This window comes from Allomuricauda sp. ARW1Y1 (genome assembly GCF_013407935.1).
GTDB lineage: Bacteria > Bacteroidota > Bacteroidia > Flavobacteriales > Flavobacteriaceae > Flagellimonas.
Genome location: NZ_JACBZU010000002.1, coordinates 201,262 through 223,627, shown reverse-complemented (window position 1 = coordinate 223,627; position 22,366 = coordinate 201,262). Strand labels below are relative to the sequence as shown.

General features: G+C 44.1%; 22 protein-coding genes. 7 read left to right on the top strand and 15 right to left on the bottom strand.

The window, feature by feature from the left end:
* The first annotated feature begins 27 nt into the window (after nucleotides 1-27).
* The 3 genes from rpsF to rplI are packed head-to-tail and all read left to right on the top strand — an operon-like array spanning nucleotide 28 to nucleotide 1,132.
* Nucleotides 28-366 carry a 30S ribosomal protein S6 gene (gene rpsF / locus GGE08_RS05790; RefSeq protein ID WP_014031369.1) on the top strand — a complete coding sequence of 113 codons (339 nt, stop codon included), beginning with the start codon at nucleotides 28-30 and terminating at the stop codon, nucleotides 364-366.
* A gap of 3 nt (nucleotides 367-369) precedes the next feature.
* The gene (gene rpsR, locus GGE08_RS05785) at nucleotides 370-666 is read left to right on the top strand and encodes a 30S ribosomal protein S18 (protein ID WP_014031368.1); all 297 of its coding nucleotides are present in this window, start codon (nucleotides 370-372) and stop codon (nucleotides 664-666) included.
* 13 nt (nucleotides 667-679) lie between these two features.
* Nucleotides 680-1,132 carry a 50S ribosomal protein L9 gene (gene rplI, locus GGE08_RS05780; protein WP_179383957.1) on the top strand — a complete coding sequence of 151 codons (453 nt, stop codon included), beginning with the start codon at nucleotides 680-682 and terminating at the stop codon, nucleotides 1,130-1,132.
* A 76-nt stretch (nucleotides 1,133-1,208) separates the two neighbouring features.
* Here the strand turns inward: rplI and GGE08_RS05775 are convergent, their stop codons facing one another.
* Nucleotides 1,209-1,673, bottom strand: coding sequence for a DUF4168 domain-containing protein (locus tag GGE08_RS05775; protein ID WP_179383956.1), 465 nt, complete (start codon nucleotides 1,671-1,673; stop codon nucleotides 1,209-1,211).
* Nucleotides 1,674-1,844: 171 nt separating this feature from the next.
* On the opposite strand from GGE08_RS05775, the gene GGE08_RS05770 reads away from it, so the two are divergent.
* On the top strand, nucleotides 1,845-2,315 hold the full coding sequence (locus GGE08_RS05770; protein ID WP_179383955.1) for a DUF6495 family protein: 471 nt from the start codon (nucleotides 1,845-1,847) through the stop codon (nucleotides 2,313-2,315).
* Between the two features lie 61 nt (nucleotides 2,316-2,376).
* Here the strand turns inward: GGE08_RS05770 and GGE08_RS05765 are convergent, their stop codons facing one another.
* Nucleotides 2,377-3,183 (bottom strand): collagen-like protein, encoded by an 807-nt coding sequence (locus GGE08_RS05765; RefSeq protein ID WP_179383954.1) that lies wholly within the window; start codon nucleotides 3,181-3,183, stop codon nucleotides 2,377-2,379.
* 210 nt (nucleotides 3,184-3,393) lie between these two features.
* The gene (locus GGE08_RS05760) at nucleotides 3,394-4,155 is read right to left on the bottom strand and encodes a collagen-like protein (RefSeq protein ID WP_179383953.1); all 762 of its coding nucleotides are present in this window, start codon (nucleotides 4,153-4,155) and stop codon (nucleotides 3,394-3,396) included.
* A 175-nt stretch (nucleotides 4,156-4,330) separates the two neighbouring features.
* Between GGE08_RS05760 and hisS the strand changes: the two genes are divergently transcribed.
* Entirely contained in the window at nucleotides 4,331-5,719 is a 1,389-nt protein-coding gene (gene hisS, locus GGE08_RS05755) for a histidine--tRNA ligase (RefSeq protein WP_179383952.1), read from the top strand.
* Here hisS and GGE08_RS05750 read toward each other — a convergent pair.
* Both GGE08_RS05750 and GGE08_RS05745 read right to left on the bottom strand, forming a co-directional pair.
* Complete coding sequence (locus tag GGE08_RS05750) at nucleotides 5,703-6,251, bottom strand: NUDIX hydrolase (protein WP_179383951.1); 549 nt, start codon at nucleotides 6,249-6,251, stop codon at nucleotides 5,703-5,705. The two genes, hisS and GGE08_RS05750, sit on opposite strands and share 17 nt — an antisense overlap.
* 83 nt (nucleotides 6,252-6,334) lie before the next feature.
* Nucleotides 6,335-7,423 carry a M42 family metallopeptidase gene (locus GGE08_RS05745; protein WP_179383950.1) on the bottom strand — a complete coding sequence of 363 codons (1,089 nt, stop codon included), beginning with the start codon at nucleotides 7,421-7,423 and terminating at the stop codon, nucleotides 6,335-6,337.
* Nucleotides 7,424-7,525: 102 nt separating this feature from the next.
* Between GGE08_RS05745 and GGE08_RS05740 the strand changes: the two genes are divergently transcribed.
* Complete coding sequence (locus GGE08_RS05740; RefSeq protein WP_179383949.1) at nucleotides 7,526-8,245, top strand: DUF4294 domain-containing protein; 720 nt, start codon at nucleotides 7,526-7,528, stop codon at nucleotides 8,243-8,245.
* Here GGE08_RS05740 and GGE08_RS05735 read toward each other — a convergent pair.
* On the bottom strand, nucleotides 8,242-8,478 hold the full coding sequence (locus GGE08_RS05735; protein ID WP_179383948.1) for a DUF6095 family protein: 237 nt from the start codon (nucleotides 8,476-8,478) through the stop codon (nucleotides 8,242-8,244). The two genes, GGE08_RS05740 and GGE08_RS05735, sit on opposite strands and share 4 nt — an antisense overlap.
* Nucleotides 8,479-8,535: 57 nt before the next feature.
* Between GGE08_RS05735 and GGE08_RS05730 the strand changes: the two genes are divergently transcribed.
* A complete protein-coding gene (locus GGE08_RS05730) occupies nucleotides 8,536-9,855 on the top strand; it encodes a GntP family permease (RefSeq protein ID WP_179383947.1) in 1,320 nt (439 codons plus the stop codon).
* Nucleotides 9,856-9,862: 7 nt separating this feature from the next.
* Here the strand turns inward: GGE08_RS05730 and GGE08_RS05725 are convergent, their stop codons facing one another.
* The 9 genes from GGE08_RS05725 to GGE08_RS05685 all read right to left on the bottom strand — a co-directional run bounded on the left by GGE08_RS05725 (nucleotide 9,863) and on the right by GGE08_RS05685 (nucleotide 22,312).
* The gene (locus tag GGE08_RS05725) at nucleotides 9,863-10,747 is read right to left on the bottom strand and encodes a DUF4249 family protein (RefSeq protein ID WP_179383946.1); all 885 of its coding nucleotides are present in this window, start codon (nucleotides 10,745-10,747) and stop codon (nucleotides 9,863-9,865) included.
* 140 nt (nucleotides 10,748-10,887) lie between these two features.
* Nucleotides 10,888-11,781, bottom strand: coding sequence for a DUF4249 family protein (locus GGE08_RS05720; RefSeq protein ID WP_179383945.1), 894 nt, complete (start codon nucleotides 11,779-11,781; stop codon nucleotides 10,888-10,890).
* Between the two features lie 4 nt (nucleotides 11,782-11,785).
* Nucleotides 11,786-14,185, bottom strand: a complete 2,400-nt coding sequence (locus tag GGE08_RS05715; protein WP_179383944.1) for a TonB-dependent receptor — start codon at nucleotides 14,183-14,185, stop codon at nucleotides 11,786-11,788.
* A gap of 252 nt (nucleotides 14,186-14,437) precedes the next feature.
* A complete protein-coding gene (locus GGE08_RS05710) occupies nucleotides 14,438-16,657 on the bottom strand; it encodes an NADP-dependent isocitrate dehydrogenase (protein WP_179383943.1) in 2,220 nt (739 codons plus the stop codon).
* A 616-nt stretch (nucleotides 16,658-17,273) separates the two neighbouring features.
* Entirely contained in the window at nucleotides 17,274-17,624 is a 351-nt protein-coding gene (rplS, locus tag GGE08_RS05705) for a 50S ribosomal protein L19 (protein ID WP_163627495.1), read from the bottom strand.
* Nucleotides 17,625-17,741: 117 nt separating this feature from the next.
* Entirely contained in the window at nucleotides 17,742-18,428 is a 687-nt protein-coding gene (trmD, locus tag GGE08_RS05700; RefSeq protein WP_179383942.1) for a tRNA (guanosine(37)-N1)-methyltransferase TrmD, read from the bottom strand.
* Nucleotides 18,429-18,633: 205 nt separating this feature from the next.
* Nucleotides 18,634-19,227: a tRNA (guanine-N1)-methyltransferase gene (locus GGE08_RS05695; RefSeq protein WP_179383941.1), complete on the bottom strand. Its 594-nt coding sequence runs from the start codon at nucleotides 19,225-19,227 to the stop codon at nucleotides 18,634-18,636.
* A gap of 108 nt (nucleotides 19,228-19,335) precedes the next feature.
* On the bottom strand, nucleotides 19,336-20,784 hold the full coding sequence (locus GGE08_RS05690) for a glyceraldehyde-3-phosphate dehydrogenase (RefSeq protein ID WP_179383940.1): 1,449 nt from the start codon (nucleotides 20,782-20,784) through the stop codon (nucleotides 19,336-19,338).
* 130 nt (nucleotides 20,785-20,914) lie between these two features.
* On the bottom strand, nucleotides 20,915-22,312 hold the full coding sequence (locus tag GGE08_RS05685) for a S1C family serine protease (RefSeq protein ID WP_179383939.1): 1,398 nt from the start codon (nucleotides 22,310-22,312) through the stop codon (nucleotides 20,915-20,917).
* Nucleotides 22,313-22,366: the final 54 nt, after the last annotated feature.

Genomic DNA, 22,366 nt, shown 5'->3' with positions numbered 1-22,366 from the left:
TTTGCGCTCCTTTAAAAATATATTATAATGAACCATTACGAAACTGTTTTCATTTTGAATCCCGTTCTGTCTGAGACCCAGATAGAGGAAACAGTCAAGAAATTTGAAGATTTCTTGATTAAGAATGGTGCCAAAATGGTCTCCAAGGAAGATTGGGGACTTAAAAAGTTGGCCTATCCCATTCAGCACAAGAAAAGTGGATTTTACCACTTGTTCGAATTCCAGGCTCCAGGTGAGGCTATTGGCCCATATGAGCTTGAATTCAGAAGAGACGAGCGCATCATGCGTTTTTTGACCGTTAAATTGGACAAGCATGCAATTGCTTGGGCGGAAAAAAGAAGAAACAAACTAAAAGCAAAGGCATAGGGTATGGCATCTATCGAGCAACAAGCAAAATCGAAAAAAGACGGGGAAATCAGATATTTGACCCCGCTGAACATTGAGACCAGCAAGCAGAAGAAGTATTGTAGGTTCAAGAAATCAGGTATAAAGTATATCGATTACAAAGATCCGGATTTCTTGATGAAGTTGGTAAACGAACAAGGAAAATTACTTCCTAGAAGACTTACAGGTACTTCCTTGAAATACCAAAGAAAAGTGGCACAGGCCGTTAAGCGTGCCCGTCACCTAGCCTTAATGCCGTACGTTGGCGATATGTTGAAATAAAAAACACCAGAGAATGGAACTTATTCTAAAAGAAGATGTACAGGATTTGGGATTTAAGGATGATATCGTTACCGTAAAGAACGGTTACGGCAGAAACTTCCTAATCCCTCAAGGGTTGGCCGATTTGGCCACTCCGTCTGCCAAAAAAGTTTTGGCCGAGAACCTTAAGCAAAGAGCACACAAGGAGAAAAAAGTCATTGACGAGGCCCAAAAAGTGGCCGATGCGTTGAAACAATTGGAAATCCGTATTACTGCCAAGGCAGGTGCCGGTGATAAATTGTTCGGTTCGGTGACCAACATCGACCTTGCTGCTGCCTTGGACAAAGAAGGACACCAGATTGATAGAAAATTCATCAACATTAAAGGTGGAGCTATCAAAAGAACCGGTCCTTACGAGGCCATTATCAGATTGCACAGGGAAGTTGTAGTAGAATTCCCTTTTGAAGTGGTTGCGGAAGCTAAATAATCCACACCATAACATATACAAAAAAGCCCTTTGAGAATTCAAAGGGCTTTTTTTATGTTCTTATTATTAAATAATCTTAGGGCTTTTGTTCCATAGCGGCCCGTAGTCTACCCTGTAGATCGGCATCCGTTTGTAGCGCCATCGCTATTTTTTCGTAGCGTTCCATGGTTAAACCTTCCTTGCTGATGATTTCTTGGATTTGTTTCATGAAACCCGTTTGCATTTCCTGAATTTTACCCATCACTTCACCAAAGCGTTGTTTCTCCTCATCACTTGCCTCCACCGTTTGTTCTGCGGAAGCTGAGGCTTGGTACATTTCATTGAAGCGATTTGGGTCGAAACCGCTCTCCTTTACGGTTGCCATAACTTGTTGTTGGGCCTCCATGTTCACCTTTTGGATATCTTGGAATGCAGCGGCGATTTTATCCAATTCCGCATCGCTTACCTCTACTTGTTCTTGTGCCGTAATTTGTGAAAAGGCAGTGGCACCCATAACGGCCACACCCACCACAAACGTTTTCATTGATTTCAAAAATGTCATGCTATCTTCTTTTTATTACATGTGAATCTCCGAAACTACAATAATTAAAAGGGCTTGCCAAACCTCGTAGGTTAAGGTAAACTTAAAGAACTCCCTTGCAAACTGCTTTTTTGACTGTATTCTTGGGGCAAAAACAGGGTGGTTCTGCCTAGCCTTTTATATTTTTGCCGCATGAAGTACAGAAGATTGACCAAGGAGCAATTGGAAGAGCTCCACCCCGAATTCATCAACTTTTTGGCGACACAATCCATTACGGCAGAAGAGTGGGATACCCTTAAAAGGGAAAAGCCCGATGTGGCCGAGGAGGAAATCGATGTGTTTAGTGATCTGATTTGGGAAGGTGTACTGAACAAGGTGGAATACTTGGAAAATATTTCTGAAAGGCACATGCACCTCTTTCATTTGACGGAAAAGGAGATGAAATTACTTTCCGTTAAAATCCTGAATCCTGAAATCGATTTAAGGACCGAAGTAGGCTTTGGTTGGTTCAAACGGAACTATCAATCGGATTTTGTGGAATACCTATCTGCTTCCAAGGCCTATGGCGAGGACAAGAATGCCGATAAATTTGAACTTATCAAACAAGGGGCCGTTATCACCAAAGGGGAGCTGTACCAGTGGTTTGAGCAGATTATGGAGTAGTTGTAAACAATAAAAAAGAGCCGATTAAGGCTCTTTTTAAGAATAAAAACTAATTTGACGACTACTTCTTGGTTCGACTGCCTCTTTCTGAATAGTAGGAAGCACCTTCGGGCAATTCAGGCAAACTCAAATCGATTTTACCGGCGTTGGCAACATTGGTTATAAGTAAGTTGTCAATTACACCTAAATCCAATCCATCGGATAAGCCATCCCCGTCTTTAAAGTATATAAATATTAGAACATTATCACCTGCAGCTGCCGTAAAGCGAATTTTGATCGCATCGGTCATAACACCAGAGATACCTTGTATATCATATCCATTGAGTCCCCAACCTAAATAGTCTGAACCTTCTTGCGAAGAACTCAAGGCATCAAATTCAATCAAACTGGTCGCTTCACTTGTGAAATAAAAATATATTTCAGCATACTCATCATTAGAAATACTCTCACTAATCAAAGCATAGTTGTCATAGAAAGTTTCATTACTATAAATTGATTGAGCACCAACAGACCAGTTTGCAAAGTCAGAATCACTTTGAACAAAACCTGATGGTAAGCTGAGTTCGTACCCTTCAAAATCTGTAAAGTAGAAACTTGTAATGGGGCCTTGTTCGCCTTGAGGTCCCTGCTCTCCCTGTGGTCCTTGTTCCCCTTGAGGTCCCTGCTCACCCTGTGGTCCTTGTTCCCCTTGTTCCCCTTGGGGTCCCTGTTCCCCTTGAGGGCCTTGTTCTCCGGGAACACCTTGCTCACCCTGTGGTCCTTGTTCCCCAGGTAATCCTTGCAGACCCTGTTCACCGTCTTCACCTGAACAGGAAACCAACGCTAGGTTTATGGCCAAGCCGAGCATTACAATCGTTTTTAATTTCATTTGATAAGATTTAAAGTTTGTCAAACATACTTCAGTGGTCTCAATATTTTTTGAACGATCTGACGGATGCCCCCTATGATCTGACGAATGCCCTCTATGATCTGACGGATGCTATTTTTCGATTGGTGGATGACCCATGGGATTGATGCATTTCAATAAAAAAAGAGCCGATTAAGGCTCTTTTTAAGAATAAAACTAATTTGACGACTCCTACTTCTTGGTTCGTTTGCCTCTCTTTGTATAGTAAGAAGCACCCTCGGGCAACTCGGGCAAACCCAAATTGATTTTACCGGCGCTTGCAATATTGGTTATAAGTAGGTTGTCAATAATTCCATAATCAAATCCTGCCGTTATGTTGTTGTCTTTATCATACGTAAAAATCAGGGTGTTTTCACCGGCAGGAGCGGTAAAGCGTATTTTTACCGCCTCTGTCATAACCCCAGAAATACCTTCCAATACCTCACCATTAAGAGACCATTTTAAAAAATCGTGATCTTTCTCCGAAGAGGCGAGGGCATCAAATTCAATCAGTGAGGTTCCTTCGGAGGTAAAGGAAATCGACACTTCGCTAAATTGACCTTCTCCTACGCTTCCGCTTCTGAACACAGTATTTGGATTATCGGTGCCAACAACATTGCTATACAATGATCGCGAACCCAAAAACCAATCAGAGTTGTCAGCATCGCTTTGGACAAACTCGGAGGGAACTATATCATTCAGCCCTTCGAAATCTTGAAAATAGAATAGTGAAGAAGATCCTGATTCTCCAGGTACACCCTGCTCACCTTGAGGTCCCTGCTCTCCCTGTGGTCCTTGTTCCCCTTGAGGGCCTTGTTCTCCAGGAACACCTTGCTCACCCTGTGGTCCCTGTTCCCCAGGTAATCCTTGCAGACCCTGTTCACCGTCTTCACCTGAACAGGAAACCAACGCCAAATTGATGAACAATCCCAATGCTAATAATATTTTTTTCATAGATTAATATTTAAAAGTTTGTCAAACATAATTCGGTGGGCGTATTTTTTTTTAACGATCTGACGGATGCCCCCCCTGATCTGACGGATGCCCCTTTTGATCTGACGGATGCAGTTTTTCGGTTGGTGGATGACCCATAGGATTGATGTATATTTGCACGAGAATCTAAGATCATATGGCAAAAAAACCATCCATACCTAAAGGAACCCGAGATTTTTCACCCGCCGAGGTGGCCAAGCGTAACTATATCATCCAAACCATTAAAAAGCATTTTGAAACCTTTGGTTTTCAACCCATCGAGACCCCGTCTTTTGAGAATTCGGAGACGCTTATGGGAAAATATGGGGACGAAGGCGACCGCTTGATCTTTAAAATCCTGAATTCGGGCGATTTTCTCGCCAAGGTGGACGATGTGACCTACAGTTCCAAAGATTCCACTTCCTTAACGCCAAAAATTTCCGAAAAAGCCCTACGCTACGACCTTACCGTGCCTTTTGCCCGCTACGTGGTGATGCACCAAAACGAAATAGATTTTCCGTTCAAACGGTATCAAATTCAGCCGGTATGGCGTGCCGACCGTCCCCAAAAAGGGCGTTTCCGTGAGTTTTACCAATGCGATGCCGATGTGGTCGGGGCAAATTCCTTGCTGCAGGAAGTTGAATTTGTGCAGCTCTATGATGCCGTTTTTACCGATTTGGGGCTGAAAGGAGCAACCATCAAAATCAACAACCGTAAAATTCTATCCGGAATCGCTGAGGTGATTGGCGCACAACAGTTGCTGGTCGATTTTACCGTGGCCTTGGACAAGTTGGACAAGATAGGAGAGGAGAAGGTGAAAGCCGAGATGATGGAAAAAGGCATTTCTGAGGCTGCCATTGCCAAGGCACAGCCTTTGTTTGAGATGACAGGAACGGCTTCCGAACAGTTGGAACAACTTAAAACCATTCTAGCTGACTCCGAAGTGGGTATGTTGGGGGTTTCCGAATTGGAAGAAATCATTGCTACGGTTGATATGTTAGGTCTGCAATCGGCCACGCTTCAATTGGACGTGACCCTTGCCCGCGGACTCAACTACTATACCGGGGCCATTTTTGAGGTGGCTGCGCCAGAAGGTGTCCAAATGGGCTCTATTGGTGGTGGTGGTCGCTACGACGATCTTACGGGTATTTTTGGACTGAAATATGTGAGCGGTGTGGGGATTTCCTTCGGATTGGACCGTATTTATCTGGTTTTGGAAGAATTGAACCTGTTTCCTAATAGCTTGGATACATCATTGGACGTACTTTGCCTCAACTTTGGAGACAAAGAGGGGAGAGCGGCCCTAAAATTGGTATCAGGACTTCGCAAACACGGGCTCCGGGCTGATTTGTACCCTACGGACACCAAAGTGCAAAAGCAATTCAAATATGCGGATAAAAGGGGAGTGCCTTATACCATTCTTTTAGGTGATCAAGAACTGACCGATGGCAAGTTTGTGGTCAAAAATATGAAGACTGGAGACCAAAAATCGTTTGCGTTGGATAGTGTCGAAGCTTTTGTGGAGCAGCTCAGGTCCGAGCTTTAATAGCCTTGATAATCTTTTTGTAATAGGTAGGGCCGTGAGGCACATATTTACCCGTATTGGCCAAGCCCCAGGTTTCTTCGGCGAATCTGAAAAGCGGAATCAAATCCAGTGCTTCCACTTCGCTTTCCTGTTTGGTTAGATTTTTGAAAGGCGTTTCAAGCTTACACAAAAAGATATGATGGAGTTCCGCATCGATAAAATCCTCTGCAATCTTATGGATGGCCTTAAAAGTACCAATGGCTTCCAAATCCTCTTCCGTAATTTGATAGCCTACTTCTTCCTCGACCTCACGTATTGCCGCAGTAACGATTGGCTCTCCAGATGCCACATGCCCTGCTACCGAAACGTCCCAAAGCAAAGGATGGGTAGCCTTATTTTTGCCACGTTGTTGTATCAGAACCCGACCGTCTTCGGTATACAACCAAATATGGACCGTAGGGTGCAACAATCCCTTGCGGTGTGCTTCCGATTTTAAACAGGATTTGCCCGTTGGTTTTCCCTCGTCGTCCAATATGTCCACATACTCGTCCATGGTACATAAAGATAAAAAAAAGTCACCCCGAAGCTGCTTCGAGATGACTTAATTTAATAGGTTCCATTAAGAAACTGGCTCAGTTAATCAAAATAACTAAAGGTTTCCCCTTCCTTAATGTTCAATAAAGTTTCATAAATCAACCGGATCACATTCTCCACATCATCCTTATGAACTGTTTCTACCGTGGTGTGCATATAGCGCAACGGCAACGAAATCAAAGCCGAGGCCACGCCACCATTGCTATAAGCAAAGGCATCGGTATCGGTTCCCGTGTATCTGGAAGATGCATTGCGCTGGAACGGAATCTTATGGGCTTCCGCAGTCTCCAAAATACGCTCGCGCAATTTGTTCTGTACCGCAGGGGCATAAGCTATTACCGGACCATCGCCGATTTTGGTCTCGCCTTCCGTCTTTTTATCGATCATTGGGGTGGTGGTATCGTGGCACACATCCGTTACAATGGCCACATTCGGTTTAATGGTCTGTGTGATCATTTCCGCACCACGAAGCCCAATCTCTTCTTGTACCGAATTGGTGATGTACAGGCCAAAGGGAAGCTCTTTTTTATTCTCTTTGAGCAAGCGGGCCACCTCTGCAATCATGTATCCGCCCATACGGTTGTCCAAGGCCCTACAAACAAACTTGTCCTTGTTCAAAATTTCGAACTGGTCAGGGTAAGTGATGACGCATCCTACGTGAACGCCCATTTCCTCGACCTCTTTCTTGTCCTTTGCACCAATATCAATGAAGATGTTGTCCAGCTTTGGCGGTTCCTCTTTCTCCTTATTTCTGGTATGGATGGCGGGCCATCCGAAAACTCCTTTTACAATACCATTTTTGGTATGGATGTTCACCCATTTGGATGGAGCGATCTGGTGGTCGCTTCCCCCGTTTCGGATTACATAGAGCAACCCTTCGTCAGTGATATAGTTGACATACCACGAAATTTCATCGGAGTGGCCTTCGATGACAACTCTATATTTGGCATTTGGATTGATAACACCCACCGCCGTGCCGTAAGTGTCGGTAATAAACTCATCCACATAGGGCCTCACATAGTCCATCCAAATTTTTTGTCCGGCGAGCTCATAGCCCGTGGGTGAGGCGTTGTTCAAATATCTTTCTAAAAATTCAAGCGATTTTTCGTTGATGATTTTCTCTTTTGCCATGTATCTGATTTAGTACACAAACATACTAATATTCACTTTTATTTAATAGCCAAATCATACCTTTATCCTTACTTTTGGCAGGACTATTGAGAAAGAATTGTGATGTTACGTAACACTCTTCTGCTTGTATTTTTGGCGATTGCCGCCATTGGGTTTGCCCAGGAACCGCAAAAGGATTCGCTGGTTTACCCGCGGGATTCCATTGCCCAAGATTCCATCGAGGACTATTATGTGAGGTTTGAGGGAGATTCTATTTTGATGAGCTCCATTGAACTGGACGAAGTCTATCTTTTCGGACAATTGGACTTTGCCAGCCAACAGGACAAACTACGGTATTACATTCTACGAAGAAAAACCTTGAAGGTGTATCCCTACGCCAAGTTGGCTGCAGAGCGCTTAGTGGAACTGAACGATAGTCTTGAGCTTATTAAAAAAAGAAGGCACCAAAGGCGATATACCCGAAAGGTGCAAAAATATATTGAGGGGGAATTTTCTGAAGAGCTGAAAAAATTGACCCGAACCGAAGGACAGATTTTGGTCAAATTGATCCATAGGCAAACGGGTACCACCGCTTTTGATTTGGTGAAGGACCTCCGCAGTGGGTGGCGGGCATTTTGGTACAATACCACGGCCAGTCTGTTCAAGATCAGTTTAAAGGAAGAGTTTAAGCCCGAAGAGGTGCATGAGGACTATTTGATAGAGGACATTTTACAGCGTGCCTTTGCGGCTAGTCGCTTGGAGCGTCAAAAATCGGTATTGGACTACGATTATGCCCAACTGACCAATAAGTGGAAAAATACGCCTCAAAAGACGAACGACTAATCCTTGGTCTTTTCTCCAAAAACTGCGTCCATAACAATCTTTACGGAGCGAAAGCCTAAATAAATGGCCAATATAGCGCACGCAATGCCCAGGATGAGTACGGGCCAATAAAACGGGTGTCCCTCATTTTTAAACGCTTGGTAGATAAGAAACGGTCCCATAAACATGGCTACGACCGTAAACCCAAATGATTTGATACCTTTTACCAGAAGTTCCTTGTTCGTGTGCCTCATGGGACCAAAGTAGGAATATTAGCTTATATTTAGTGGGTATTGCACTAAAAATCAACCATGGAAATGCTAGTTCTTGGGGTAGTGGTCCTTTTTATCATTGTGGCCACCGTAAAATTTAAGATGCACCCCATCTTTTCGTTGACCATTGCAGCAGTGGCTTCTGGTTTTTTACTGGGCCTTGCCCCACAACACATCATGACCACCATGGCGGAAGGTTTCGGCAACACGCTTTCGGGCATAGGTCTGGTCATCGCTTTTGGAACGGTCATCGGAATTTATTTAGAAAAGACGGGAAGCACCCAAGTCTTGGCCAATAGTATTTTAAAGGTAATCGGATTAAAACGCTCCCCTTTGGCCATCAATCTGGCTGGATTTGTTATTTCCATCCCTGTATATTGTGATTCAGGATACATCATACTTTCTTCCTTGAACAAGGCCATCAGCAAAAAAACGGGCATACCTGCCTTAGTGTTTGCCATCGCCTTGGCCACGGGCTTGTATTCCGCCCATGTGTTTGTGCCTCCGACCCCTGGACCGTTGGCAGCAGCCGCTATTTTGGAGGCTGATTTGGGCATGGTGCTCATTTTTGGACTTTTGGTGGCCATACCTGTTTCCATTTCGGGTTATTTTTGGGCCCGGTTCATCGGGAAATCCCTTCAAGAAGATGATAGTACCAAAACCATGGAGCAAAAGGAAGAGGTTCTATCCACCGTAAAGCCCTATCAGGCTTTTTTGCCTTTATTGGTGCCGATTGTATTGATAGCCATGAAATCCATCGTGGATTACCCAACACACCCTTTGGGTGAAGGATGGTTGTTCCAAATGTTCAACTTTTTGGGCAGTCCGGTAATAGCTTTGTTGATTGGTGTCTTTTTCGCTTTTGCATTGGGCAGAAAGGTACCACAAGAAGATAAAAAAGGCTGGGTTCCCGAAGCGTTTATGCAAGCGGGTGCCATTGTGTTGATCACAGGGGCAGGAGGGGCTTTTGGAGCCATTCTGCGAACCATGGATATTGCTTCCATCATCAATTTGGAGTCCAGCACAGGCGTTGGTGGACTTTTGATAGCTTTCGTGATTGCAGCGGTGCTCAAAACGGCACAAGGTTCTTCAACGGTAGCGATTATTACCACTTCAGCCATTATTGCACCCTTGTTGGAAACTTTTGGTTTGATTTCGATTACGGATAAGGCTCTGGCTGTTCTGGCCGTTGGTGCGGGCGCCATGACCGTTTCACACATCAATGACAGCTATTTTTGGGTGGTTTCCCAATTTTCCCATATGAAAGTAAAGACAGCGCTTAAAGGTCACACCCTTGGTACCTTGGTTCAGGGTACAATTGGACTTTTGGTGATTCTATTCCTTTATGCCGTAGTATAGAGATGAATTAGGGGATGGTAAGGGTTGCGGTGTATTCCTGCACCATTGCAAAATAGCCGAGGGCGTAATCATTGGGTCGTTCTACATTATCAAACAGGTTGATGTTGTCCAATCCCGTAATATCAAATACATTACCTCGAACGGTTGCCACGGGTGTTTGGAACACCCCACCATTGTTTTCCGTCTGCTCCAAGACCAAATCCATATAATTATAGAATTCTTCCGTAGCCCCTAGTATACTTACTGTAACGGTTTCTCCAGCGGTGATTTCATCATCATAGAAATAGGAAAACGAGAACTGTTGTCCCTGAAAGAATTCATCTTCCACCACCAAAAACTCACTGTTCATAAAATCAAAGAGGTAAAAGTTATCCTCATCCCCATTATCGGTAAAGGTGACGATGATTTCGGTCTCTTCTTCATCCAAAAAAGTATCCGTGCCCTGTTCCAGATTATCAATAGGAACGGTAGGGGCATATTCGGTTTGGGCATAATACCTTTTCCCTTGATGTGTGATCTGAAGGATAAAAACAACACCAGGCTCTACAAATGCGGTGCGTATTTGGTCTTGCTCCAGGTTTGGCACATAGATTCCACTGCCCAAATCTTTTTCAACAAGGGTAGAGAATGAAATATCCTCAAAAAGTCCACCACTCGTGGGTTTTCCATAGTAAATCAGCACACTTTCGGCTTGTGTGGGCTGGTTCTCCTCAAAGAAATTGCTACTCTCCCTTAGTTTGATCTTTACATCTACCAATTCCTGACTTTTATCCACTCGGACAAGACCATCCACGATCAGCCGTGTTTCAACTTCAGGTAAGTCCACATCAATCGTGTCCTCACAAGAAAAAAACAGGATGGCACATAACAGTATAGTAATCGCTTGTTTCATGGTTGATGTAAAAAAAACGGCAGTAGCTTGTTCAGGAAATTTGATTACCCTCTTCCTTAAGGGTTTTTTTGGTCGTACTTAGTGAACAATTGCGCAGTCAATCCTTAAAATCAATTTGAACATTGCCTTGATATCATTAGCTAATCCGTAATCGTTAGTTCCCTGGAGAACTCTTGAACTACACCAAAATAGCCCAATGCATAATCGTTTGGGCGTTCAACATTGTCCAAAATAGTGACATTATCTAGGCCAGTGATGTCGAAAACATTGCCTCGTACTGTTGCCACGGGTGTTTGGAATACCCCACCATTGTTTTCCGTCTGCTCCAAGACCAAATCCATATAATTATAGAATTCTTCCGTAGCCCCTAGTATACTAACTGTAACGGTTTCTCCAGCTGTGACTTCATCGTCATAGAAATAGGAAAACGAGAATTGTTGTCCCTGAAAGAATTCATCTTCCACTACCAAAAACTCACTGTTCATAAAATCAAAGACATAAAAGTTGTCCTCATCCCCATTATCCGTAAAGCTAACGATGATTTCAGTCTCCTCCTCGTCAAAGAGGGTGTCGGTTCCCTGTTCCAGATTGTCTATGGGAACGGTGGGGGCATATTCGGTTTGTGCAAAGTACTTTCTTCCCTTATGCGTAACCTGCAACACAAACACTACTCCGGGTTCCGCAGCGGCTGTACGTATGCGCTGGTCCGTCATAAAAGTGGGGTCCGGCACGTATATCCCGGAGCCTGGGGTCTCCTCAGTAAGATTGCTGAAAGAGATGGTCTCAAAGTTACCATTGTCGAGCACACCATAATAAATGAGGGCACTCTCGACCTGGGCCGGAGGATTATCCTCAAAAAAATTGCTGCTTTCCCGCATTTGGATGCGAACATCTATAAATTCCTGACTTTTGTCCACGCGCAACAGCCCATCTACCACGAGTCTGGTTTCTACTTCGGGCAGATCTACCTCGATGACGTCTTCGCAAGATGCCATGGCCAAAACGATAACCATAAGAGCGATAAGTTTCTTCATCTCACTAGAATTTAAAGTTATAGGTTACTGAGGGTACAATACCAAAAATAGAGGTACGGACGGCTTCATTTCGTCCGGTATCTTCGTTTTCCCTAAAATTGATAGAGGCGGCGTTCATGCGATTGTAGGCGTTATAAATACTGAACACCCATTCCGATTGAAATTTCCTTCCTTTATTTTTTCTTGGAGTCAATATGGCCGATATATCCAAACGGTGATAGTCCGGTAACCGTTCCTTGTTCCGCAACCCATAATAAGGTACACTCACACCTTCAAACTCAAATTGGCCTATGGGATAATTGGTGGGCTGCCCGGTTTGATAGACAAAGTTGGCGTTGAAGCTCCACTTATCGTTCAATTCAAAACTGCCGTAGAGGGAAAGGTCATGTGTTTTGTCAAAGGGGGTACTGTACCAATCGCCAAAATTGATTCCGGTTTCCAGGTTGGAACGTCCAGAGTCAAAATTGAGTGTACGACCTGGGGTTCGTTGTTCAGAGCGGGATAAGGTGTAAGCCAACCACCCCTTAAATTGGCCTTCGTTTTTTCGCAGCAATAATTCTAGGCCGTAAGCCCTGGCCTGTCCGTTGAGGATGACCTGTTCAATGGCATTATTGGCAATCAGATTGGCCCCATCAATATAATCTATCCGATTTTGAATGTCTTTGTAGAACACTTCGGTTTCCAAAGTGTAGGCCCCATTTTTTATGTTTCTAAAATAACCCATCGCGTATTGGTCCAGTAGTTGAGGCTCCACAAACGGTCCGCTGGGTGTCCACACATCCAAAGGGGTAGGGGAGCTGGTGTTGGACAACAAGTGAAGGTATTGTGCCAATCGTGTATAGCTTGCCTTGATGGAATTGTTTTCTTTAAAGGTGTAGGACATGGATACCCTGGGCTCCAAATTGAAAAATGACTTTAAGGTTCCGCTTCTTCCGGGGCTTATGGTGTCTATGGGTTTTGCTTCCCGATACGTAAGTGTAAAGGGGTCAAACTCGACAGGGTTGTTGTTTTGGTACACAAAGAACTCGTCCTGCCCAAAACGGTTGAACTGACTTGCCCTAAGCCCATATTGCATGCTTAGGTTTTCAGTTATTTGATGTTCAAGGTCTACATAGACTGCATTTTCGTTGGCGTATTTTTTGGTCAGCTGCTCTTCAACAATACCGGAATCGGGACTGTTGGGCACAATCTTCCCGGGGTTGAACACGTAGTAGATGCTGTTGAGGCCATAATTCATCTGAAACTTATCATTTAGATAATGCTTCAGGTCATATTTTACATTGAAATTCTGAATCCCGGAATTCCACTCAAATCCAACGAAATCGAGTTCCAGACCGTAGTAATAGTCAGAATAAATCAACGAAAGGTTGGAAAAAAGCTTATCGGAAAACAAATGGTTCCACCTGAGGTTTCCAACGGCATTCCCGTAAATGTTCACGAAGCGTTCGCTCACGTTAAATAAGTCCCGCCCAAAATAACCCGAAAGGAAAACACTGTTGTTCTCATTGATTTTATGGTTGATTTTAGTGTTCAAATCGTAGAAGTAGGCCTTGCTGTTGACGTCGAACAGGGGCAGAAACAAGTGAGCGTAGGAGGCACGGCCACCGATCAAGAATGCGGTACGGTCTTTTTGAATGGGCCCCTCCACCAGCAACCTGCTGGCTACCGCTCCAATCCCACCGTTGACCTTAAATTCTTTGCTGTTCCCTTCTTTTTGAAAGATTTCCAACACCGAGGACACCCTTCCGCCGTAGCGCGCCGGAATACCCCCCTTGAAGAGTTTTACGTCCTTTATGGCGTCTGGATTGAATACGGAAAAGAATCCGAAGAGGTGTGAAGAATTGAAGATTATCGCCTCGTCCAACAAGATAAGATTTTGGTCTACGGCACCACCCCGAACATTGAATCCGGAGGAAGCCTCACCAGCGTTGGTGATTCCAGGGAGCAATACCAAGGATTTGATAACGTCGGCCTCACCCAACACCACGGGAACCTGTTTTATGGTATTGGAGGAAAGGGACGTAACGCTCATTTGTGGCTTTCGTATATCGAGTTTTTCCACATCATCTGTGACGACCACCTCGGCAAGTTCTTCTGCCTTTTCTTCCAGTTTAAAGTCCAATTTTTGGTTTTGGTTCAAATTGATGGTGCGCACTACCTCTTGAAAACCCAAATAGCTCACAATAACTTGGTACTCACCTTCGGGCAGGGTAATGGAATAAAAGCCGTATTCGTTGGTCGTGGTCCCTGTTCGTAGCTCGGAAATGGCCACGGTGACCCCAATAAGGGTTTCATTACTGGAAGCTTCGGAAATGGTACCGCTCAACGTATAGCGTTCTTGGGCGTGTATCACAAAAAAATGCCCAAACAGGGCTAGCAACAACGCAAGATAATGTCTGGGCATTCGATTGTTTTTTTTAAAAGTACGTATTTATAGCAGAGTGAAAAAGGGAAAGCGGGAAACCATCCACATTTTAACATTTTGGTCCAAGAATAAAAATAGGCCGTCTAAAAAGCGTTAATATTTGAACTTTGTCAGGTTGAGCGCAGTCGAAACCCTTTGATTTTCAAAGTCTCTTAAGTTCTCGACTAAGCTCGAACTGACAGGCAAACTGCTTTTTGGACGGCCTAAAGAATTGTAGTTATGTTATTTTGCCTACCCTATCGAACTCAAAATCTGGTTCAATGTTGCACTGGGACGCATGGCTTTGGATGCTTTTTCCGGGTTTGGAAGGTAATACCCTCCGATATCCATGGGCGACCCTTGGGCATCGATCAATTCTTGGGCGATTTTCTGCTCGTTGGTGGACATGGCTTCGTACACTTTAGAGAAGATGGCTTTCAATTCTTGATCTTGTTCTTGCTTGGCCAATTGCTCTGCCCAATATAGGGCAAGGTAGAAATGGCTGCCCCGGGTATCCAGTTCGTTCACTTTACGGGATGGCGATTTATCCTGATTCAAAAATTCTTCGGTGGCCTTGTCCAATGCTTCAGACAGTATCAGGGCTTTGCTGTTCTTGTTCTTTTCTCCGTAAAACTCCAATGAAACGGCCAACGCCAGAAATTCTCCCAAAGAATCCCATCGTAAGTGGCCTTCTTCCAAAAATTGCTCTACGTGTTTTGGGGCAGAACCTCCAGCACCTGTTTCAAATAAACCACCTCCATTCATCAAAGGAACGATGGACAACATCTTGGCACTGGTTCCTACTTCGAGAATGGGGAAAAGGTCCGTTAGGTAATCCCGCAATACGTTACCGGAAACGGAAATCGTGTCCTTGCCATCTTTCATGCGCTTCAAGGTAAACTTGGTCGCTTCGATAGGGGATAGGATTCGAATATCCAATCCTTCCGTATCATGGTCTTTTAGGTATAGATTGACCTTTTTGATCAGTTCTGCATCGTGGGCTCTTTCGGCATCCAACCAGAATACGGCGGGCGTATTGGTGGCCCTGGCACGGGAAACGGCCAGTTTTACCCAATCCTGGACTGGGGCATCCTTTACCTGGCACATTCTCCAAATATCTCCTTCTTCTACCTTGTGCTCGATTAAGGTTTTTCCGTTGGCGTCTACCACTTTTACGGTTCCAGCCGTCTCAATCTCAAACGTTTTGTTGTGCGAACCGTACTCTTCGGCTTTTTGGGCCATCAAACCTACATTGGGCACTGTTCCCATGGTAATGGGGTCGAAGGCGCCGTGCTCCTTGCAGAAATCAATGGTCGCTTGGTACACGCCAGAGTAACTGCTGTCAGGAATGATTGCCTTGGTATCTTGAAGTTCTCCATTTTTGTCCCACATTTTACCAGAATTTCGGATCATGGCGGGCATGGAAGCGTCAATAATGACATCGCTGGGTACATGAAGGTTGGTGATTCCCTTATCGGAATTCACCATGGCCAAATCGGGTCCATTGTCGATGCTGGCCTTGATGGCTGCTTCAATTTCTTTGTGCTGCTCTTCGGGCAGTTCCCCGATTTTGTCCAATAAGGTTTCCAATCCATTGTTTGGGTTGATGCCCAACTTTTGGAAGGTGTCGCCATAGGTCTTGAACAGTTCGGAGAAGTATACTTCCAAAGCATGACCAAAAATGATCGGGTCGGAAACCTTCATCATGGTCGCCTTAAAATGGAGTGATAACAATAGGTTCTTCTCTCTTGCATCGGCAATTTCCTTGGTCAAAAACTCAACCAATGCTTTTTTGCTCATAACGGTGGCATCGATGACCTCGCCTTTAAGAAGGGAAAGTTTATCCTTGAGCACCGTAGTGTTTCCGTTGGCATCCACTAACTCAATGCGAACATCTCCCGCGCTTTCCATCGTCAACGACTTTTCGTTGGACTTAAAGTCGCCGTGTGACATGGTAGCTACGTGGGTCTTGGAGTCGGAGGACCATTCGCCCATAGTGTGCGGATGTGCCTTGGCGTAATTTTTTACGGCTTTTGGTGCCCTACGGTCGGAGTTGCCTTCGCGCAGTACAGGGTTTACGGCACTTCCCTTTACTTTATCGTATTTGGCCTTAATTGCCTTTTCCTCATCTGTTTTGGGTTCGTCCGGATAGTCGGGCAGTGGGTAGCCTTTTTCTTGTAATTCTTCGATGGCTTCCTTTAGCTGAGGAATGGAGGCACTGATATTCGGTAATTTGATGATATTGGCCTCTGGTGTCTTGGCAAGTTCGCCCAAAATGGACAAATCGTCCGGAACTTGTTGCTCCTCGGTCAATAATTCTGGAAACATGGCTGCAATTCTACCGGCCAAAGAGATGTCCTTGGTCTCAACGGAAATGTCAGCAGTTTCGGTAAAGGATTTTACAATGGGTAAGAAGGATAGTGTTGCTAAGGCAGGTGCCTCATCTGTTTTGGTATAATAAAGTTTAGCCATTTATATGTATTTGTTTGAGCGGTTGCAAATATACGATTTATGGACGGTGAAGGAAGAATGGAAGTGATTAAAAGTGTGGGCTTTTGCTGCGAATTTGTTAAAAAACAAAAGCCATTTCCTTGTTTTTACCAAGGAGATGGCTTTCAGATAGGACTCAGGAAAAGTTTGGTGGTACCAAACTACAATCGTTTCGAATGCACCTTTGCCCTTTCGACGTTTGCTTTGCTATGCTCTTAATTTTTCAACTAATCTACATTCTGCAAAGTATGCTGTGGTTTCCTAAACTTTATCAAAACGGAAAATTGCTCTTCCGTTCGCACATAAAATTCTATTTCTCATTAGTATTTGCAAAGCATATCCTAAATCGAAAATCCTTTTGTGATCAGTAGTGTTACTAATTCCAAGGATATCCACAGTTTTAAAGAACGTCAACTTTAAGTCGATATAATGATGATGGTATCATTATTATATCTGTTACTAAAGTAGTTTGACAATGTGAAGAAAGCAAATTTTTAAAGCATTAAAAATCAACACGATATGAACCAATGTTATTAACAATTGTTCATAAAAAAAGCACCCGATTTCAGGTGCTTTTTCTTGTAATGTGGGATAAAAACTATCCCTTAACTTCTTTGATACGGGCCTTTTTACCGGTAAGACCTCTAAAGTAGAAGATTCTGGATCTACGTACTTTACCTTTTTTGTTTACTTCAATTCTTTGCAAAGCTGGCATGTTTACTGGGAAAATTCTTTCCACACCAACAGTACCGGACATTTTGCGAATGGTGAAGGTTTCGGTTGCACCGCTACCTCTTCGTTGAATCACCACACCCTTAAAGAACTGGGTACGTGTTTTTTCACCTTCCTTGATTTCGTAATAAACAGTGATGGTGTCACCAGCTGAAAATTTTGGAAATTCTTTTTTTGGAACAAATTCGTCTTCAACAAATTTTACTAAGGATTCCATTTTTGTCTTTTTAATTGTTTGGGTCAAGACCAACTTTCACGGATCTCGTCAGAGGTTGATTTTGAGATTGCAAAAGTAATGCAATATTTAGAAATAGCAAGCTGTTTTTTTGACTTTTCAGTCTTCCCCATTCTCCAATAGGTCGGGCCTTCTTTGGCGTGTGCGCTCCAAGGCTTGTTGTTCCCGCCATTTTTCGATTTTTGGGAAGTTGCCGCTCAACAATATCTTGGGTACTTCCTTTCCTTTGTATTCTGCTGGACGGGTGTACACGGGCGGTGCCAATAAATTATCCTGAAAGGTGTCGGTAAGGGCAGAGGTTTCATCGTTCAACACGCCCGGAAGCAAACGGATAACGGCATCGCATAAGATGGCTGCGGCCAATTCCCCTCCCGAAAGCACATAATCTCCAATGGAAATTTCACGGGTCACGAACATATCCCTTACCCGTTGGTCCACACCCTTGTAATGCCCGCAAAGCACAATAATGTTCCCTTTCATGGAAATCTCATTGGCCATACCTTGGTTCAGGGTGTTTCCATCGGGGGTCATGTAGATCACTTCGTCATAATCCCGTTGTGCTTTGAGTTCGGAAATGCACTTATCAATAGGTTCCACCATCATGACCATACCGGCCCCGCCACCAAACTGGTAGTCGTCCACTTGTTTGTAATTTCCCGAGGCATAATCCCTCAAATTATGGAGATGCACCTCTACCAATCCTTTTTCAATGGCTCGCTTTAGGATAGAAGCTTCAAAAGGACTTTGCAAAAGTTCGGGAAGTACGGTAATGATGTCAATCCGCATGGAGTTGTATGCTGAATGTTAGTATGCCGCAAAAGTAATCAAACGTATTGTAAAAAGGGTCAAAAAGGGTAAGGCTGTTTAAAAGCGGTTTACCTGTCAGTTCGAGCGCAGTCGAGAACTTAAGATGCGTTGATAATCAATGGGTTTCGACTGCGCTCAACCTGACAAAGTTCAAACATTACCGCTTTTTGACAGCCTCTTTCACCTATTTTTTCTGCTTGTTCAGCTCATCCTGCAATTGTCTGCTGATTTTCTGCTCGCGCTCCAAGGCCCGTCGCCTGTGATTCTGATATTCTTCCTCTAAGTCGGCAAGGGCAGATTTGGCCTGCTGCGTCAAGAAATTACTGTTCCTGAATCGGTAGATAAAGAACAGCAAAAGCAGCAGCAATCCAAAAATGATGGACCACAAAATAAAATTATAGGTTCCTTTGCTCACCATGGCTCCAAAAAACGAAATACTGTCCTTTTCTTCGGTAACCGCATTCAACTTGTTGGTGGTTTCCTGCAGCTTGGTATTCAAATCCTCTATTTCGGCATCGTTGGCCGTAATGGTAGCCGATAGATCCTTGATGGTCTTGTTGGCCGTTTCTATGGAATCAAAGATGTTGTTCTTTGTTTTATAGAGGTCGGATAGTTTAATCACTTCATACTGGATACCGTTTGCGCGATAGTTCCCCGACTTGCTTTCCAGTTCCTCAAATTGTCCCCGTAGCGTATTGTCGGACTCTTCTTCCTGTGCTTGGACGGACAGTGTGGAAATAAGTAAGGTCAAGGCGAATAAAATGCGTAAATGCTTCATGTTCAATTATGTTCTCGTGTTAAATTTAGATTAAGGGCGGGACGAAATTACGTCAATAAACCAAATTTAAAAAACTGAAAGCCGGTTCTTTGAACATTTCGTACCTCCTTAATAGTAGGTATAACGCCTAACTTTGGAGATATATTTCGCCAATCGGATAACTTGATGGGAATATCCGTACTCATTGTCATACCATATGTAAAGTACAATATTTTTCCCATCGGCCGACACAATGGTCGCCTTGCTGTCGTAAATGGATGGCGCCGTGGTCCCTACAATATCCGATGATACCAGTTCGTTGCTCAACGCATATTTGATCTGTTCCACCAAATCCCCTTCGAGGGCGTATTTTTTTAGGATGGTATCCACACTTTCCTTCGAGGTCTTGTTTTTCACCTCTAGGTTAAGAATGGCCAAGGATCCATTGGGTACGGGAACCCGAATCGCATTGGATGTCAACTTTCCCTTTAGGGAAGGAAGCGCTTTGGCCACAGCGGTGCCCGCGCCAGTTTCCGTGATTACCATGTTGAGCGCGGCCGCGCGGCCCCTACGGTATTTGCTGTGCATATTGTCCACCAAATTTTGATCGTTGGTGTAGGCATGGATGGTTTCCAAATGCCCCTTTTTAATGCCCAAGGAATCCTCTATCACCTTGAGAATAGGTGTAATGGCATTGGTGGTACAGGAAGCGGCAGAGTATATGTTGGTTTTGTCGGGATCAAAATCTTTGTGATTTACCCCATGTACGATATTGGGCACCTCTTTTCCCGGAGCGGTGAGCAGCACCTTGCTCGCTCCTTTGGATTTTAAATGACGGGAAAGGGCCGTTTTGTCCCGAAATGCACCGGTATTGTCTATGATCAGGGCATTATTGATTCCGTGTTTGGTATAATCGATATCTTCGGGTTGATTGGCGCTGATGATTTTCACCGTAGTACCATTGATGATCAATGCCTGTTTATTTTCATCAACGTCTACGGTTCCAGTAAAGGGGCCATGCACGGAGTCGGTTTTGAGGAGTGCAGCCCGTTTTTCCAGCATTTCCCTGTTCAACTCGCCGCGGACCACAATGGCCCGTAAGCGCAACTGGCTGCCGCGTCCGGTTTTGGCCATAAGTTCACGGGCCACCAATCGGCCAATACGCCCAAATCCGTAGAGTACCACATCTTTGGGTTTTATGGCCTTGGAGGATTGCGCATCCTTCAGCTTATCGATTACAAAAGCCTTTACATTGAGGTGGGCATTCTGACTGGAGTTGTACTCATAGGTCAATTTGCCAATATCCAGCTTGGCAGGAGGGAGGTTAAGGTCGTTAATGGCCCTTAATATTTCTACAGAATCAAAAATGGACATCGGTTTTTGAACAAATTCACCGGCATATTCGTGCAGGTTGATGATGTCGCTTACATTTTTATCGATAATCTGATTTTTGAACAATACCACTTCAATAGCCTTGTCGTACCAGAGGTCGCTAATGATTTTGATGAATTCAGTGGTTGCTTTTCGCCTATCTGCTTGAAAGGCTAGTTCTTTTTCGTAGGAAGAAATGTCACTCATGGAAAATGGTTGCGGTTGTACTGTTTGTATATTTTCGGCAAAAATAGATATTTCAAACGTTTTCGTAAAAGCATTAGACATAAAAAAAGCGTCTTTTTAAAAAGACGCTTTTAAGTGTTTTATTGGCACTTTATTGAAGGATCATGTGTTCCTTTTCACCGTTCTGGTTGATCATGGTGAAACTGGTGCGGCCGTATCGGGAAATCTCACCAAAATATTTTTTGGCATCCTCAATATCGTTGACCTTGTTTCCATCAACCTCTACAATGATTTTATCCTTTAAGTCATACCTTTCATAACCTTGTGGAACATCGGTAATCTTCACACCTTTGGACACCCCGAATTTTTTGATGTCTTCCTTGCTCAAGTTTTTTACCCTAAAGGCGGTAGCTGGAAGAATAACGCTGTTTTGTTTTTTCAGCGTCACATTTTTGACCAAACTCTTGCCATCTCGGTCCAAAGTGACCTGCACTACGTCCCCAGGCCTTTTGGCGGAAAGATACCCGGTAAGTTCGGAGAATTTTTGGATTTCGATATTATCTATCTTTTTGATGACATCGCCTTCCATCAAACCGGCATCTGCGGCACCGGATTCTTCCTCCACGCCAGCAATGTAAACTCCTTCCAATTGGTCAAGGCCCATTTCAATGGCGGCAGGTGAATTCGTAATGGCGGCAGAAATACCCAAAAGTCCTTTTTGTACATTACCAAACTCCATTATGTCCTCTACCACTTTCTTCGCGATATTGCTGGGCACCGCAAAGGCATAACCCACATACGAACCTGTTTGGGAGGTAATGGCCGTATTGATTCCGATAAGGTCACCATTGGTGTTCACCAAGGCACCGCCACTGTTTCCGGGATTCACTGCAGCATCGGTCTGGATAAACGATTGGGTTCTTCTCGGTGACAACGACCTGGCTTTGGCACTAACGATCCCAGCGGTTACTGTTGACGTCAAATTAAAAGGATTGCCTACGGCAAGCACCCATTCCCCAATTTTGGTATTGTCAGAATCACCAAAAGCCAAGTAAGGGAGTGCATTCTCCGCATCTATTTTCAACAGGGCAATGTCGGAATCGGGGTCCGTTCCAATCACCTCGGCTTCGTAGGTTTTGTTGTTGTTCAAGGTGACTTCCAACTGGCTTGAGTTGGCGATCACATGATTGTTGGTGACAATGTATCCATCTGGTGAAATGATAACGCCAGAACCTGTTCCCACTTGAGGGGTTTGTTGGCGCTCATACCCATAAAAGAACTCTGCAATACTGGATGGGCCTCTGCTCAAGGTCATATTTTTAACGTGCACCACGGAATTTACCGTTTTCTCGGCAGCCAAGGTGAAATCAACTTCATTGATTCCCGCCCCTCTGGCCGAAGTATCCAAATTACTGGTCGTCACCAAAGGCGTTTCCTCCTCAGAGGTGACCCACTTGTAGCTTTCCTTCTCAAAAAACAATTTATAAGCTCCCAGAGTAATAGCTCCTGCGAATACAGATACTAGGAGTAAACTTGCTATTTTCTTCATAATTCAATAATTATTTAACATTTAGCTCAATCAAAATTAAAAGTTTTCAATTCT